The sequence below is a fragment of the Acidimicrobiia bacterium genome, assembly GCA_040880805.1.
GTDB lineage: Bacteria > Actinomycetota > Acidimicrobiia > IMCC26256 > DASPTH01 > DASPTH01.
Map to the genome: position 1 here is coordinate 99,866 of JBBDHW010000033.1, position 14,596 is coordinate 114,461.

Below are 14,596 nucleotides of genomic sequence, written 5' to 3' on the forward strand. Positions count from 1 at the left end.
ACTATGCGTCGCTCGCTGCGGCGCAGGGTACCTGCGCCGCGTACGCTCGCTCCTGGCGAGCGACTCGGCTCGCTCCGCTCGCTCGTCGCCGCGTCCTACTCGGCTGCTCGTCACCGAGCATTCGCCGTACCACCGCGCGCGCTTCGTCGGGCTTGCCCGCGGCGATGGCGTCGGCGAGCGCGCGCTGCGGCAACCGCACGTCGCGGTTGACGAGCTCGATGAGCGTGTTGCCGACGGCGCCCTTCTTGTCGCCCGAGCGCGCGGCTGCCGAGTCGACGACGCGGTAGAAGCTCCCCACGAGCAGCTCGAGCGCGATCGAGTGCGTCGCGCGCGCGACGCCCTGGTGGAAAGACCGGTTGGCGTGCTCCACGGCAGCGACGTCGCCCGCGGCCGCGGCCACCTCGACACCAAGCGCGAGCTCGTCGAGCTGTGCGATCTCGGCCGCCGTGATGCGTTCGAACGCAAGATCGAGCGCGCCTTCGTAGATGATCCGCAGCACTTCGTTGGTCGACGCGAGCGCCGACGGTTCAGTGCTCGAGCGCGGGCTGCGCGACAGCCGCACGAGATCGGGCAGCAACTCGATCGATCCGGTGCGGCGGTAGTCGAGCACGCGGCAGCGCGCGCCCTGCCGCCGCTCGATCAGGCCCTGGTGCTCGAGCTGCGCGAGCCCCTCCCGGATGGTGGTGCGGTTGGCACCGAGTTGTTCGGTGAGCTCGCGCTCCGACGGCAGGGCGTCGCCGGGCGCGTACTCACCGGCGAGGATCGCGTCCCGGATCTGGTCGGCGATACCGTCCGCAAGCTCGGAGCGCACCACGGGGGCGTTGGTCATGGGGCCCTGACTGGTCGACTGGTCCAACCAGTTTGGGCCAGGACCGCCATGAGGTCAAGCGGGTGCTGGTGGCAGCGTGCACGGTGACGCGTGAGACTCACTCGGTGACCGACGAGCGTTCAGGCACGAAGCCGGCGTCGCTCGTCGGAGCCGTTCTCGACGAGGAGTCGCGACGGCAGGCCGCAGTGGCCGCGGCCGACGAAGGCGGCGACGTCGACGTGGCGGCCCTTCCGGGGGTCGGTGGCGACGACGTGCCGCTTCGAAGTGCGCTCGACCGCCACGCGCGCGCGATGCTCCTGACCGTCGGCGCGATGTGGGGTCTTGGGCTCGCGATCTTCGCGATGACCGCAGTACTCGCGATCAAGATCGCGCACGACTACGGCTGGAGCTTCCGGTTTCTCGTGCAGGTCGCGATCCTGCCCGGTTTCACGATCGTGCTCGTGTCGCAGCCGCTCGGGAACTTCGTCGACCGCGTCACCACCAACCGTCCGCTCGTGATGCGCTGGATGCTCGCCTTGTCGGTCGTCGGCCTGCTGCTCTCCGGCGCCGCGTTCTACCGGTGGGAGTTCCTCGGTGTGCTCGCGTTCACGGGCATCGGTCTGCTCGCGACGGTTCCGGTGCAGACCTCACTGCTCGCGGACACTTTTCCGGTGCGCGCTCGGCCCAACGTGTTCGCGGCGTACATGGCGATGGGTGCGGCCGGTTTCGTGCTCGGTCCGTTGCTCGTCGCGCTCGGCGTGGGCGTATTCGACGGAACGACTCAATGGCGAGCGCCGTTCTTCCTGACTGCCCTGCTGGCCGCGGTACTCGCGTTCCTTGCCGGACGGTTGTCCGACACCCGACGCGGCCGCGCCGAGGTGGAGGAGATCTTCCACGACGACGGCGACATCCGCGACGAGCGGCTGTCCACCGTGCACGCGCTCACACGCTTCCGTCAGATCGCAACACTCCGATACGTCACGCTCGGCGTGCTGGCTATGGGCTTCGGTCTCGTCGGATGGGGGCTCTGGTTCAACCTGTGGCTGCAAGGCCACTTCCAGCTCGACGCCACCGACCGCGCCCTCCTCATCGCGGTCATGGCGCTGCCCGCGGTCGTCGCCACCCTGTTCGTCGGCCGGCTCACCGGGCGCGCCTTCCGCACGGCTCCCCACCGGGCCGTTCGCTTGTCCGCCGTCCTGCTGTTGGGCTTCAACCTCGCGCTGGTCGGGTGGTGGGCTCACTCGGTCGCCGCCACCGCGGTGCTCGGCGCACTCGGGTTCGCGTGCGTCGTGGGCGCGATCACCGCGATCTTCCCGGTCGCGCAGGCCGTCATCCCACCACAGACGCGTGCGCAGGGCTTCGGCGCGTTCATCAACTCGTTGTTCATCGGTGCGTTCACCGCCGGCGCACCACTCATCGACTTCTGGCCCGAGCTCGAACGCCAGCACACCGCGCTGTCGATCGTCGTGCCGTTGCTCACCGTGCCGGGTGCGGCGCTCATGCTCTACGGCTCGCGTTTCGCAGAACGCGACATGCGCCGCATGGTCGAGGAGATCCGGGAAGAGCGCACGCGATCCGACGAAGTGCTCGCCGGCGCCGAGACCCCGATGCTGCAGCTCCGGGACGTCGACGTCAGCTACGGGTCGGTACAGGTCCTGTTCGACATCGACCTCGACGTGCGGCGCGGCGAGACGCTCGCGGTGCTCGGCACGAACGGCGCGGGGAAATCGACGCTGCTGCGCGTGATCAGCGGGCTCGGGCTCCCCGACCGCGGCGTGGTGCGGCTGGGCGACGAGACCATCACTTACCTGGCGGCCGAAGCGCGCGCCCGCAAGGGCATCGTGCAGGTGCGTGGCGCCGACGTGTTCCCCGGTCTGTCGGTGCGCGACAACCTGCGCGCTGCGCTCGCCGCGCATCCTACGCAGCGTCGCGATGCCGACCGTCGCATCGCGAACGTGTTCGATGTCTTTCCCGCGCTCGGCGCTCGCCGCAACCAGGATGCTGCATCGCTGTCGGGAGGCGAGCAGCAGATGCTCGCGCTCGGATGCGCGCTGCTGTTCGAGCCCCGGCTGCTGCTCATCGACGAGCTGTCACTCGGGCTCGCGCCGCTCGTCGTGCAGTCGCTGCTCGTGGTCGTCGAGCAATTGAAGTCGGAGGGTTACACGATGGTGATCGTCGAGCAGTCGCTCAACATCGCGTCGGCGATCTCCGACCGCGTCGTGTTCATCGAGAAGGGTCGCATTCGCTTCGACGGCCCCACCAGCGAGCTCGCCACCCGCGACGACCTGGCCCGCGCCGTGTTCTTGGGCGGCGAGGGAGGCTAGCTCTTGGCGACGAAGAAGGCGCCGGCTGTCGCCTTGCCGCCCTTGTCGTAGCCGGCTTGCGGGACGAGGCAGATGCGGTAGTTCGCCGCGTCGGGCGGGAGCGACGGGTGCGCGCACGGGTACTCGGGCTTGTTCAGCACCTGCGTGTACTGCACCTTGGTCGGCACCTTGTTGATGATCTGCGTCGGTCGCGGAGCCGGCGAGCCCTTCGCCGCAACGCTGTCGATGTACGGCAGCGCCTCGAACGCCTTGATCGCGCTCTTCTGCGTGAGTTTCTCACCCGCGTTGTAGAGCCCGCGTGCCATCGTGCGGTAGATCGCGCAGATGAGCGCGACGGTGCCGTACGGATCGCGGGCATACGCCGGCGGCGCCGGCTCCGGCAGGGTGTCCTTCGCGAGCGTCGTGTTCGCGTCGTACGCCTTGTTGCACATGTTGACGAGATCGCCCTCGGTCGCGCCGACGCGCCAGTCCTGCTGCCCCGCGGCCGAGTAGCTGTAGATGTTCATGTCGTTGATCAGCGTCGCCCCGTCGGCACCACCGACCTGGCGACTGAGGTCGATCACCGCGTCGAACCGCGCGTCGAGCGTGTAGAGCGTGATGTCCTTCTCGAGGCCCTGGTTCCGCAGCTCCTTGGTGAGCGCGGAGAATCGGAACGTGTTCCCGCCGGCGCTCCCGCTGATGACCACGTCCACGCCGTTCGACTTCAACCGGTTCACCACGAGCGGGTACTGCGAAGAGATGTCGCCGGCAGGGTCGGGCGTGAGCGCCTCAGCCTGGACGACATTGACGCCCTTGGACTTCAGCAGGTCGACGACGTTCGCCTTGATGAGGTCGGGACCGGTCGTGAACGTGGGATAGAGCACCGCGACCTTCTTGCCCTTGAGCTTCCCGCTCTTGATCAGGTCGAGCATCGGCGCCTGGTACGACGCGACCTCGGTGGTCTCCCCAAAGAGGAGGTGACGGCCCTGCGCGGTCTTCAGGTTCTCGGAGCTGGTGGCGAGACCGCTGAGCAGCAGCGTCTTGTGGTCGTCGGTGACGCACTGGGGCGCCGCCATGCCGGCCCACGCGATCGTCATGAACGCCTTGTAGTCCTCGGTGGCCTTGATGCAGTCGGCCTGCGCGTTCGCCAGCGTGGTGGCGGCATCGGCTGCTCCCTGGGCCTGGATCACGTTGAGGTCGATCTGCCGACCGTTGATACCACCGCAGTCGTTGATCATCTGCGCGAACGTCTTCAACATGTCGACTTCGTCGCCGAGGTTGAAACGGAAGCCCTGCGGCGAGTCGCCGGCCCTGAGCGCGGGCTCGAACATCACGACGGAGATCTTGTCGGCGGTGACACCCGGCGCGGTGGCCTTCAGCCCCGTGTGCTTCGCGGTGTCCTTGGTGCAGAACTTGGTGGTCGACGTGAACGGCGACGTCGACGGGTCGGGAGTGACCCGGGGCATCGAAGCGCCGGCCGCGGCCGTGACACCGAGGCTCAGCACTGCCACGAGCAACCCGACGAGTAGACGCCGTGCACGGATCATGGTCCCCCCTCGCATCGAACCGCTGCCCCGGGGAGTGTCACACGACTCGCCCAATCCGACAAGAGCGCCCCCGGCGTAGAGTTCGCGCGATCTCGGCGGGGCGCGTCAATGGGGGATGGTCGGCTCGATGATCCACGTGCACGGCTGGGACGTCTCGTGGCAGATGATCGTCACCGGCGCCGTGGTAGGCCTGTCGTACAGCGCGATCGCCGCCGGCATCGTCCTCGTCTACCGGGCGAACGGCATCATCAACTTCGCGGTCGTGGCGTTCGGGGCAGTCGCGCTCGGCGCCTTCGGTGTGCTCACCGAGCACGGTTGGAGCCTCTGGCCGTGCCTGCTCGTCGCGGTCCCGTTCGCGGCGCTCGCGGCGATGATCCTGGAGATCGCGGTCATCCGGAGGCTGGCCGGCGCGCCGCGTCTCGTGTTGCTCATGGCGACGATCGGGATCGCGCAATTGCTCGGCTTCACCGTGCTGCTGTTCGCGGAGCTCCTCCCCGACATCCCGCCCGGCGGCGACTTCCCCACCATCGTGCCGAAGGACTGGAGCTGGCAAGTCACCGACGAGCTTCTCGTCACCGCCCGCGAGATCAGCGTGCTCATGGCGGTGCCGGTACTCGTCCTGCTGCTCGCGCTGTTCATGACGCGGACTCGCCTCGGTCTGATGGTGCGCGCCGCGGCGTCGAACGCGGACAAGTCGCGGTTGATGGGCATCCCCGTGGCACGTACGTCCACCGTGGTGTGGGGTATCGCGGCCGCGTTCACCGCCACCACGATCATCGTGCTCGCGGCCGTGCAGTTCATCACTCCCCTCGGCGCCGCCAACGGGACCGCGCAGCTCACGCTCGGCTACCCCGTGCTCGTGAAGGCGCTGCTCATCGCGATGATCGCCCGCATGCGCATCCTGTGGCTCACGATCCCGGTGGGCATGGCACTCGGGGTGATCGAGGTGATCTTCCAGCAGAACGTGCACGGCATCGACGCCAACGTGTTCGCGCTCTGGCTGTTCGTCGCGACGCTCGTCGCCGTGCTCACACTCGCACGCAGTGCGCGCGTGGCAACCGAATCGGAGGGCGCGTGGAAGCTCGCCGGGCGCGTGAAGCCACTCCCCGAACGGATCCGCAGCATCTGGGCGATGCGGCAACTCCCGCGCATCGGCCTCGTCGGCGCACTCATGGTGTTCGCGCTCATCCCCGCGTTCGCGCAGCAGGCGTCGCAGTCGTTCCTCTGGACCCGTGTCGTGATCTTCGCCATCGCGGGCTGCTCGCTCACCATCCTCACCGGGTGGGCCGGCCAACTCTCGCTCGGCCAGTTCGGGTTCTCGGCCATCGGCGGGCTCGTGACGGTGCGGCTGGTAAACGCCGGGTGGTTCGGGGTGCACAACGTGCCGTGGGGCGTTGCCGTCGCGTTGGGCGTGCTCGTGGGCGCGGTAGTTGCGCTGCTGATCGGGATCCCCGCATTGCGCATCCCCGGCCTCTACCTCGCGGTGACGACCCTGGCGTTCGCGGTGTTCGTCGAGAATTGGCTCGTCACCCGGCGCTGGCTCGGAGTCGACGAGTTCACCGGCTCGATCCCGGTGCTGAAACGGCCCGATACCGGCATCGTCAACTTCTCGTCGCGCCACTCCTACTACTACCTGTGCCTCTTCTTCCTCGCAGCGTGCCTCGCGGTGCTCGCGCAGATCCGGCGGTCGGGAATCGGGCGCTCGATCATCGCGGTACGCGACAACGAGCGCGCGGCAGAGGCGATGACGCTGTCGACGACGCGGACGAAGCTGATCGCGTTCGCGGTGTCGGGCGGGATCGCCGCGCTCGCGGGCGCGTTGTACGTCACGTCACTCCCTACGAACACGCCGGGGACGACCTTCGCGACGTCCGAGTCGGTCACGCTCGTCGCCATCGCGGTCATCGGCGGGATGGGCTCCATCGTGGGGCCGCTGCTCGGCGCGGCGTGGGTCATCGGCCTCCCCACGCTGTTCCCCGACTTCGCCGCGGCGCCACTGCTCGTGTCGTCGCTCGGGTTGCTCGCGCTGCTCCTGTTCTTCCCGGGCGGCTTCGTGGAGGTCGCGTACCGCGTGCGCGACACGCTCGTCGACCGCATGGCGCGGCGCCTCCCGCCGGCGCCCGCACGCCAGCGCGCCGCCGAGGCCGCAGTCCCGGTACCCGCGGTGCTCGCGACGCGCGACGACGCCACGGCCGGTCTCACGGACTGGCTCGCCACCGAAGCGGTGAGCGTGCGCTTCGGTGGGCGCGTCGCGGTCAACCGCGTGAGCATTCACGTCGGAGCCGGTGAGATCGTCGGCCTGATCGGCACGAACGGCGCCGGGAAGTCGACGCTGATGAACGCGATCAGCGGCTTCGTTCCCGCGACCGGACGGATCCTGGTCCTCGGCCACGACGTGAGCGGGCTCGCGCCGTACCGGCGTCACCAGTTGGGTGTCGGTCGCGGCTTTCAAGCCGCGCGTCTCTACGACGCCCTCACGGTGCGCGAGACGGTGCTCGTCGCGCTCGAGGCACGCGAGCGATCGCGACTCCTTTCGTCGATGTTTGCGCTCCCGCCGTCGCCGTCGGTCGAACGGAAGAAGCGCGCCGAGGCCGACGAGATCATGCGGTACCTCGGACTCGATCGCTTCTCGGACCAGTTCGTGTCGAACCTGTCGACCGGCACGCGCCGCGTCACCGAGCTCGCGTGCCAACTCGCGCTCGGTGCGCGCGTGCTGCTCCTCGACGAACCGACCTCGGGCCTCGCGCAGCGCGAGACCGAGGCGTTCGCACCGCTCATTGGTCAGATCCGCGACGAGCTCGACGCCGCCGTGCTCCTCATCGAGCACGACATGCCCCTCGTGATGCAAGTCAGCGACCGCGTGTACTGCCTCGAGGCCGGGATCGTGATCGCCGAAGGCTCACCGGACGCGGTGCGGCACGACCCGCTCGTGGTCGCGAGCTACCTCGGCACCGACGTGCGGAGCATCCAACGGTCGGGCGCGGCCACTTGACGTCACGCACGGCGGACGCGGAGGCGTTCGAGGCGGATGCGCAGCGCGCCGCGGGCGCGGAGGCGGCCCGGACGTGCGCGGCGGAGTGACAGCTCGAGCGGCGTGAAGCGCGCCACCACCGCGGCCGGAATGTCGACCGCGAGACGGGTGGTGTCCGTGCCGATCAGCTCCGACGCGACGAGGTGCTCGTTTGCCCTGACCTCGATGGTGGCCGGCGCGTCGCGCGCGTGAAGGTCGAGCTCGACGACGAGATCCGCCGCCGTGAGCGGATCCGCGAGCGGGAGCACGAGCCGCGCCGCTCCCCCGCGCGCGGTCGCCCCCGACGGCTCGGGCCGTCCCCAACCCGGGCCGCCGTACCGATCGAGTGTGACGCCGCAGGAGAATTCGAGCTCGAACGAGCCGTCGATCGGCGGAGCGTCGCCCGCAGGCGTGCGCGCCAAGCCACCCGTGCGACCGGGGACACCGCGCGCGACCACCGCGCGCATCGGCGACGAGGTGAGTGCGAGGTCGAGCCGGTCGACGACGAGCTCGACGCCGCCGCGGAGGAGTCCATTGCCGCCCGCGGCGCGCGCGGCCAACTCGCGTGTCGCGGTGGAGCCGTGGCGCAACCACTCCACCGGAGTCCGGCGTTCGCGTGTGACCCGATCGACGAGCGGCGCGACCGGCGCGGGATCCACGAGGGTGGCGATGGCACCGAGCGCGGCGTGCACAGTTCTCAGCTCCGCGTGCTCGTGCGCAAGGTGGGCGAGGCGTTCGCCGAGCTCGTCGTCGCCCGAAGCGCGCACCACGTGCACGGCGTCGGCGATCCACTGCACGGGCGGCGCGTTGTCACCCGCGACTCCGTGCTCGAGGACGTGCAACAACAACGCGGCAGGCGCAGGCGTGAGCACGCCGATGCCGTCGCGCTCGGCAGGAACCGCTTCGGCCCAGAATTGATGGTCGGACCGAGATCCGACCGACTCCTGGAGCACGTGCCAGTGCAGGTCGAGCCGCCCATCCTCGCGGAGGAAGCCCCACGCATGCCGCCGGGTGCGAGCGCGCGAGCGCACCCAGTCGAACGTCATCTCGTACTCAGGTACCCAACCGAGCTCTTCGAGCACGTCGAGCGCCGGCGGCACGTGTTCAGGCCGCACCAGCACGTCGACGTCGAACATCGGACGCGCCCCCCAGTCACCGCCGTACGAGTCGACGAGCGCGGCGCCCTTGAGCAGCATCACACGAACGCCGAGCGCGCGGAGCCCGTCGAACACCGGACGGCCGCGACGCCACAGCATGTGATTCCGCAGCCAGGTGATGCGGTACGCGTCACGTATCACGGATCGGACGGGATCGTCGTCGCCGACGTCGTCCGGTATTCGCCGCATGAGCAGCGGGAGCAGCCGCTCAGACGGGCGATCGAGGTCGTCGAGGTCGACCCGGGCGCGCCACTCGTTGAAGGCCGCGCGCGCGGCATGCTCATCGAGCAGGATCGAGCGCAGGAGGAGTTGCTGGTCGGGCGAGACGCGCGCGCTGAGCTCCGCGGCGGAGGTCAGTGCTGGGTGAAGGCTGCGCAGGAGACCGGCGGCGATTGCAATCCGATGAGCGGAAGGCCGACGTCGGTGCGCTCCTCGATCCGCGGAGGCTCATACACCTCGCCGGGCACGGGCCGGAAGACCGCAGACTGCGGCGGCGGCGACGAGTTCTGCGCCAAGATCAGCGGGAGGTCGATCTCCGAGCGCTCCTCGATACGGGGCGGCTCGTAGCGCTCGTCGGGCACCGGCCGGAAGACCGCAGACTGCGACGGCGAGTTCGCGGCCTGGACCAACGGCAGGTCGACCGCCGTTCGTTCCTCGATGCGCGGCGGCTCGTACCGCTCGACGTGCGCGTGGTCGTGAGACATCGACTACTCCTCGGCGATCTACTCGGATCGGAAGGCGGCAGAGCCATCGATCGGCGAGCCGGCATGGCCGACCAACGGGACATCGAGCGGGTCGCGAGCCTCGATGCGCGGCGCCACGTACGGCTCGGGCGCGACGGAACGGAAGGCCGCCGACGGCCCTGCTCCCGGCGACCCCCCGACCCCGATCAACGGGACGTCGATCGGAGTGCGCTCCTCGATCGAAGGGGGCTCGTAGGGCTGGATCGCTCCGGCGTCATCGCGCATCGTCGACCTCCCGGCCAACGCCGACGGTACCACGGACCGGTCGTTTGACCACCCGATCACGGATCCGGGCTGCCCGGACACTGGCGGTGGCGAGGCGCGCCTTCACCCGCTCTCTCGGGCTCCCGAGGCCGCTCGGCCGTGGCCGGAGCCCACGGCGACGGAGCCTCACGTCGAAGTCGTGGACCGTGCCGCTCCGGACCGTGCACGGTGTGCTGACCCCGACCGAGAGCCCGACCGCGGGCCCGTCGAGCACCGTCGTCCAGTGGAACGCGTACGGCGGGATGTACACGCCGTCGCCCGGCCCGAGGATGAAGCACTTCCCCGGCGGCAAGACCGGCGCGCCGTCCTGGGGGCGGCGGAGGTAGTCGACCACGCGCAGGTGATGCGCGCGGCGGTCGGGATCGTCCTCGACCCACACCTCTTTCCGGCCACTCACCTGGAGCAACAAGTTGTGATGGCGGTCGGGGTGCGCGGGCGTGACCGAATCGGGCGACGCGAGGAACGTGCCCAGATTGACGGCCACGACGCCGCCCTCGGCATCGCCGACGAGGTCGCGCACCGACGGCTCGAGCGCGCGGTGGAGGTCGCGGAACTCTGCCGTGTGCTCGAGGTTGTAGGCGCGGATCGATGCCGGCGCCGTCGCGAGCGAGCGCACGACGGCATCGAGGTCGGCATCGGCGTCGAGCTGCTCGAGCCCGCGCGGCTCGTGCGGCGAGTACTGCGAACGGTCGGCGCGGATCCACGCCGCCGGAAGCGCTGCCACGAGCGGTGCGATGACGTCGGGAGCGAAGCGCGGATCGTGGCCGAGGGTGTGACGGAAGGCAACCGGGTGATCGCCGAGCATCGGCCGGAGCATCGCGCGCGACAACCCGGGGAACATCTCGATCTGCGCGGAGAAACCGGGGGGTTCGTTGATCACGCACAACGAGACTACCCTCCGCTGCTCGTGCCGTCCCGAGTCGTCGACATCGCCGGTGTGCCCATCGCATTGGAGGCGTCCGACGACGCGCGCGACCAGAGCCTACACGGGAGCTTCGAGGGATTCGACACGATCCACGTGCCCGCGGCGGCGACGATCGCGCTCGATGCCGCCACCGCGCTCCCTCCCACGCGTGTGGCGCGTTCGGAGCTGCTCCACATCAAGTTCTGGGACGAGCCCGACGGCATCGTCGTTGCCACGCCGGGGCTGGTGATCACGGTTGCGGGATCGCGCGCCGACGCGCACCTTCCCGACCTTGCCGCGATACCCGACTTCGAAGGCTGCGTGTACCTGCCGCTCACATGGTTGCTGGCGCGCCACGACCGCTTCGTCCTGCACGGGGCGGGGATCGTGCGTGACGGCCACGCACTCCTGCTGCTCGGTCACAGCGGCGCGGGAAAGTCGACGCTCGCGGTTGCAGCACTCGAAGCGGGTTGGCTGGCCCTCGCCGACGACGTCGTCATCGTTCATGCTTCCGACGATGGCTTCCGCATCCACGGCGTCCATCGCACGCCTGCGGTCCCAACGGAGATCGGCGGACGGTTCGCGGCGTCGGCGCGCCGACTCGACGATCCTCGCGACCGCGCTGCGCTCTCGCGCGGAGTGCTGACGAGCGGCGGGCATCCGCTCGCCGGTGTCGTGCTCATCACGCACGCGGACGCAGCCGAGGGCTCGCTGCGCGAGGCCGGGGGGCACCAGGTGCTGCCGATGCTGCTCCAGTCGTTCGCGGGCAGCATCGACCCGAGCCTGCGCGGCGCGTTCTTCGCGCCGGCGGCAACCTTGAGCCGCCTCCCGGTGTGGGAACTCGGGCACGCGGCCGATCCGGCAGTGCGGCGCCAACGCGCGGCACACCATCTCGACCGGTGCGCCACAGCGCTGGATTAGTTACTTCGACCTGAAACGCGGCGATCTGCACGTCCGAAAGCACGCGTTTGGTAGCGGTTTCCGCACCCAAACGCGCGCGTTTACACACCTGAGGCAGTGGGGGTGACGCGGACTCAGACTGCCCTGAATGGCGGTCGAGGGCTAGCTGCTGCGCCGCACCTTCTTCTCCACCGTCTTCTCCACCGTCTTCTCCACCGTCTTCTTCACCCGCTTCTTCACCCGCGTACTCACTTCGACGACCTTCTGCTTGGTGCGGTCGACGCGAGCCCTTTGGCCGGGTGGCGCGGGGTGAAGGCCGAGCTTTCGCGAACGCAGGTTGAACTCGTGCACCGCGGCCGTACGGGCGGTGGTCTCGGTGACCACCACGCACGTCATCGCGATCGACACGTCGTGGCCGCCTTGCACCCAGTGAAAGGTGAAAGCAGGGATGACCAGCGCCTCTCCCGCGTGGAGCACGTGCTCCTCGCAGCGGTCGGGCATCAGGTCGGCGTTGACGCGGGCGGGTTGCATGCCCCGTTCGATCTGCAGTTGGTGCACCCGCGGGTCGGAGAACGTGCCGGTGCCGACGGTTTTGGATCCGCGTACCTGGACGAGGAGGTGATGATTGCGGTCGAAGTGGACGGGCACGGTGGCGCCCGGTGCACCGATGAACGCGATGAGGTCGTGCTTGACGAGCCGTTCGCCGCGCGCCCGGAGCGCGAGCTCGAAACGCCCACCGACGCGGCGCAGCAGCGACTCGTACTCCGGCAGCACGCCGAGCGCTTGGAGCATGACCCAACACCCGTTCGTCGCGACGTTGCGAATGGCGTCACCGGGTGTCTGGTTGAGCCTGATGCTCTCCCCGCCGGGCAGGATCACGGGCAGGTCGCCCACGTGGTGTTCGACCTGCTTCTCGGGCAGCCGGTCGCCGGCATCCGCGAGCGCCTCGAGCGAAACCAGCGACTCGTCGAGCAACGAGTACTCGAAGACGTTCGCGGTGTCGACGTCGATCGATGTCATTCGGCGACGACCAGCTCCGCTTCCTCGAGCTCGGTGAGGAAGGCGAGCACGTCGGATTCGAGCACGTCGAGCGCGACGTCGGTGCGCGTCTTGTGGAGCCGAGCCGCGATCTCGCTCGGTTCAGTCGCGTCGGCAAGCGCGTCCCACACCGCGGTGCCCGTGGGGTTGAGTGTGATGAGCTCGGTGCCGTCGGGCGCGACGAGCATCGCCCGGCCGTCGAGGATCTCGCTCAGCACGCCGTCAGCGCGTCGGTATCCCACGAGCGAATCCTAGATTCTCTTTCAGGTAGGGAGGCCGAGAAGGCGGAGCCCGTTGTCGCGCATGATCATGTGGAGCGTGTCGTCGGGACGGTCGACGCGGGCCACGAGCTCGGCGGTCCGGTCCTGGTAGTCACCGACGTCGGACATGCCCTCTGCATGAGGGAAGTCGGATCCGAACAGCACCTGGCCCGGGCCGAGGACGTCGGTGAGCTCGCCGATGTCCTCGCCGAAGTGGTGCGGGCTCACGAACACGTGCCGCTTGAAGATCTCACTCGGGCGGCCTTCGACGTAGCCACCCGGCCAAGGACCATTGCGGCCCATGCCCTTCATGTTGTCCATGGCGCGCAGCAGGTACGGCACCCAGATCGACCCGTTCTCGACGCTCGCGACCTTCACGTTCGGGAACCGTCCGAACAGGTTGTTGTAGAGGAGATTGCAGAGCGTGTCCATGATGGGCCGGTCCCGGTAGAACATCGTCCACTGGAACGCTGAGCGACCGGGCGCGGGACCGTCGAGCCCGTCGGGATCCGGGTATTCCCCCCAGTCGGGCGAGTACCGCTCCTGGTAGCCGGAGTTGCCGAGATGGAACGTGACGAGGATCCCGGCTTCGTTCACGCGCGCCCAGAACGGGTCGTAGCGCGCGTCGGCCGGTGAACGCCCCCAGGTGGCCGGCCCGGGCATGAGCTGCACGAGCCGCGCGTCGCGCGCCAGGGCGAACTCCAACTGCTGCACCGCGAAGTCGGCGTCGGCGAGCGAGATGATGGCCGGGGCGAAAATTCGGTGCTGGTAGTCGAACGACCAGGTGTCGTGCAGCCACCGGTTGAACGCGTCGATGTGTGCCGCGAGCAGCTCGGGATCGTGGCGGAGCCGGTTCTCGATGGTGACGCCCGTGCTCGGGAAGATCATGGTGGCTTCGATGCCCTGACGGTCCATGAGCGCGATGCGCGCGGCGGGCTCGGCCGCGTAGCTGTCGTCGACGTCGTCGTCGTCGGGTGGGAACTCGCCGCGGAGCCGCTTCCGCAGGGCGCCCGGCCGGATGCGCTCGCGCTGTCCCGAGCCGCCGACGAACCCGAACGGCTTGCCGTCGAACGTGACGACGCGGTAGCCGTCGGCATCGTGGTGCACGCGGAAGGTGCGATCGCGGAACTCTGACGCGATGTAGCGCTCGAACAGGTCGACAGGTTCGTAGTAGTGGTTGTCGGCGTCGAAGACTCGGTAGTCGACCCGATGATCGACTGGTCGAGCGACGGCTGGCATCCCTACATAGTGTAGAAAAGGACTGCCGACGGTCAAGAGGGGAGCGCCAGTCGTGTCGCGACTTTCATCGGAGTGGGAGGACAAGCTGGCGATCCGCGAGGTGCTCGAGCGTTACATGCGGTACAACGACGACGGCGCGCTCGATCGGATCGTCGCACTGTTCGACGCCGACGGTGTCTACCAGGTGATGGGGCACATCATGCGCGGCCACGACGAGATTCGCGCGTTCCTCTCGGCCGACGGCGTGTTCGCCGACGGGAAGCCGCGTTGGACGGATCCCGGCCAACTGCTCATGCAACCGCGCAGCATGCACCTGAGCTCGAACCCGATCATCGACCTCGAGGGCAGCACGGCAACCGTCGAGAGCGAGTTCGTCGTCCTGCGGCGCGGCGAAGACGGCCGCGCCCGGATCGCGCTCGTCGG

The 14,596-nt window shown here is 69.1% G+C and carries 13 protein-coding genes; 4 read left to right on the forward strand and 9 right to left on the reverse strand.

Annotated features, from left to right (window positions below):
• Window position 1: 1 nt before the first annotated feature.
• Window positions 2-829, reverse strand: a complete 828-nt coding sequence (locus WD271_08785; GenBank protein MEX1007922.1) for a GntR family transcriptional regulator — start codon at window positions 827-829, stop codon at window positions 2-4.
• Window positions 830-933: 104 nt separating this feature from the next.
• Here WD271_08785 and WD271_08790 point away from each other — a divergent pair, with 104 nt between their 5' ends.
• On the forward strand, window positions 934-3,132 hold the full coding sequence (locus WD271_08790) for an MFS transporter (GenBank protein MEX1007923.1): 2,199 nt from the start codon (window positions 934-936) through the stop codon (window positions 3,130-3,132).
• Here WD271_08790 and WD271_08795 read toward each other — a convergent pair.
• The gene (locus tag WD271_08795; protein ID MEX1007924.1) at window positions 3,129-4,658 is read right to left on the reverse strand and encodes an ABC transporter substrate-binding protein; all 1,530 of its coding nucleotides are present in this window, start codon (window positions 4,656-4,658) and stop codon (window positions 3,129-3,131) included. The genes WD271_08790 and WD271_08795 overlap by 4 nt on opposite strands.
• 127 nt (window positions 4,659-4,785) lie before the next feature.
• On the opposite strand from WD271_08795, the gene WD271_08800 reads away from it, so the two are divergent.
• A complete protein-coding gene (locus tag WD271_08800; protein ID MEX1007925.1) occupies window positions 4,786-7,650 on the forward strand; it encodes a branched-chain amino acid ABC transporter permease/ATP-binding protein in 2,865 nt (954 codons plus the stop codon).
• 2 nt (window positions 7,651-7,652) lie between these two features.
• Here WD271_08800 and WD271_08805 read toward each other — a convergent pair whose 3' ends face one another.
• From WD271_08805 to WD271_08820, 4 genes are read right to left on the reverse strand one after another with little or no spacing between them, the layout of a single operon-like run.
• Window positions 7,653-9,224 (reverse strand): nucleotidyltransferase family protein, encoded by a 1,572-nt coding sequence (locus tag WD271_08805; GenBank protein ID MEX1007926.1) that lies wholly within the window; start codon window positions 9,222-9,224, stop codon window positions 7,653-7,655.
• Window positions 9,179-9,529, reverse strand: coding sequence for a hypothetical protein (locus tag WD271_08810; GenBank protein ID MEX1007927.1), 351 nt, complete (start codon window positions 9,527-9,529; stop codon window positions 9,179-9,181). The genes WD271_08805 and WD271_08810 overlap by 46 nt, the downstream gene beginning before the upstream one ends.
• Before the next feature lie 18 nt (window positions 9,530-9,547).
• Window positions 9,548-9,793: a hypothetical protein gene (locus WD271_08815; GenBank protein MEX1007928.1), complete on the reverse strand. Its 246-nt coding sequence runs from the start codon at window positions 9,791-9,793 to the stop codon at window positions 9,548-9,550.
• Entirely contained in the window at window positions 9,783-10,712 is a 930-nt protein-coding gene (locus tag WD271_08820; protein ID MEX1007929.1) for a cupin domain-containing protein, read from the reverse strand. Before WD271_08820 ends, WD271_08815 begins: the two co-directional genes overlap by 11 nt.
• Before the next feature lie 27 nt (window positions 10,713-10,739).
• On the opposite strand from WD271_08820, the gene WD271_08825 reads away from it, so the two are divergent.
• The gene (locus WD271_08825; protein MEX1007930.1) at window positions 10,740-11,657 is read left to right on the forward strand and encodes a hypothetical protein; all 918 of its coding nucleotides are present in this window, start codon (window positions 10,740-10,742) and stop codon (window positions 11,655-11,657) included.
• Window positions 11,658-11,798: 141 nt separating this feature from the next.
• On the opposite strand, the gene WD271_08830 is transcribed toward WD271_08825, so the two are convergent.
• The 3 genes from WD271_08830 to WD271_08840 are packed head-to-tail and all read right to left on the reverse strand — an operon-like array spanning window position 11,799 to window position 14,173.
• Window positions 11,799-12,656, reverse strand: coding sequence for a hypothetical protein (locus tag WD271_08830; protein ID MEX1007931.1), 858 nt, complete (start codon window positions 12,654-12,656; stop codon window positions 11,799-11,801).
• Window positions 12,653-12,916 carry a PqqD family protein gene (locus WD271_08835; protein MEX1007932.1) on the reverse strand — a complete coding sequence of 88 codons (264 nt, stop codon included), beginning with the start codon at window positions 12,914-12,916 and terminating at the stop codon, window positions 12,653-12,655. The genes WD271_08830 and WD271_08835 overlap by 4 nt, the downstream gene beginning before the upstream one ends.
• Before the next feature lie 21 nt (window positions 12,917-12,937).
• Window positions 12,938-14,173, reverse strand: a complete 1,236-nt coding sequence (locus tag WD271_08840) for an amidohydrolase family protein (GenBank protein MEX1007933.1) — start codon at window positions 14,171-14,173, stop codon at window positions 12,938-12,940.
• 52 nt (window positions 14,174-14,225) lie between these two features.
• Here WD271_08840 and WD271_08845 point away from each other — a divergent pair.
• A partial coding sequence (locus tag WD271_08845) for a nuclear transport factor 2 family protein (GenBank protein MEX1007934.1) occupies window positions 14,226-14,596 on the forward strand: 371 nt, incomplete at its 3' end.

What these genes read in the sequence shown, in the direction of transcription:
- WD271_08800 (MEX1007925.1), top strand. Translation starts at nt 4,786, where the DNA reads ATGATCCACGTGCACGGCTGGGACGTCTCGTGGCAGATGATCGTCACC.
- WD271_08810 (MEX1007927.1), bottom strand. Translation starts at nt 9,529, where the DNA reads ATGTCTCACGACCACGCGCACGTCGAGCGGTACGAGCCGCCGCGCATC.
- WD271_08815 (MEX1007928.1), bottom strand. Translation starts at nt 9,793, where the DNA reads ATGCGCGATGACGCCGGAGCGATCCAGCCCTACGAGCCCCCTTCGATC.
- WD271_08840 (MEX1007933.1), bottom strand. Translation starts at nt 14,173, where the DNA reads ATGCCAGCCGTCGCTCGACCAGTCGATCATCGGGTCGACTACCGAGTC.
- WD271_08785 (MEX1007922.1), bottom strand. Translation starts at nt 829, where the DNA reads ATGACCAACGCCCCCGTGGTGCGCTCCGAGCTTGCGGACGGTATCGCC.
- WD271_08830 (MEX1007931.1), bottom strand. Translation starts at nt 12,656, where the DNA reads ATGACATCGATCGACGTCGACACCGCGAACGTCTTCGAGTACTCGTTG.
- WD271_08795 (MEX1007924.1), bottom strand. Translation starts at nt 4,658, where the DNA reads ATGATCCGTGCACGGCGTCTACTCGTCGGGTTGCTCGTGGCAGTGCTG.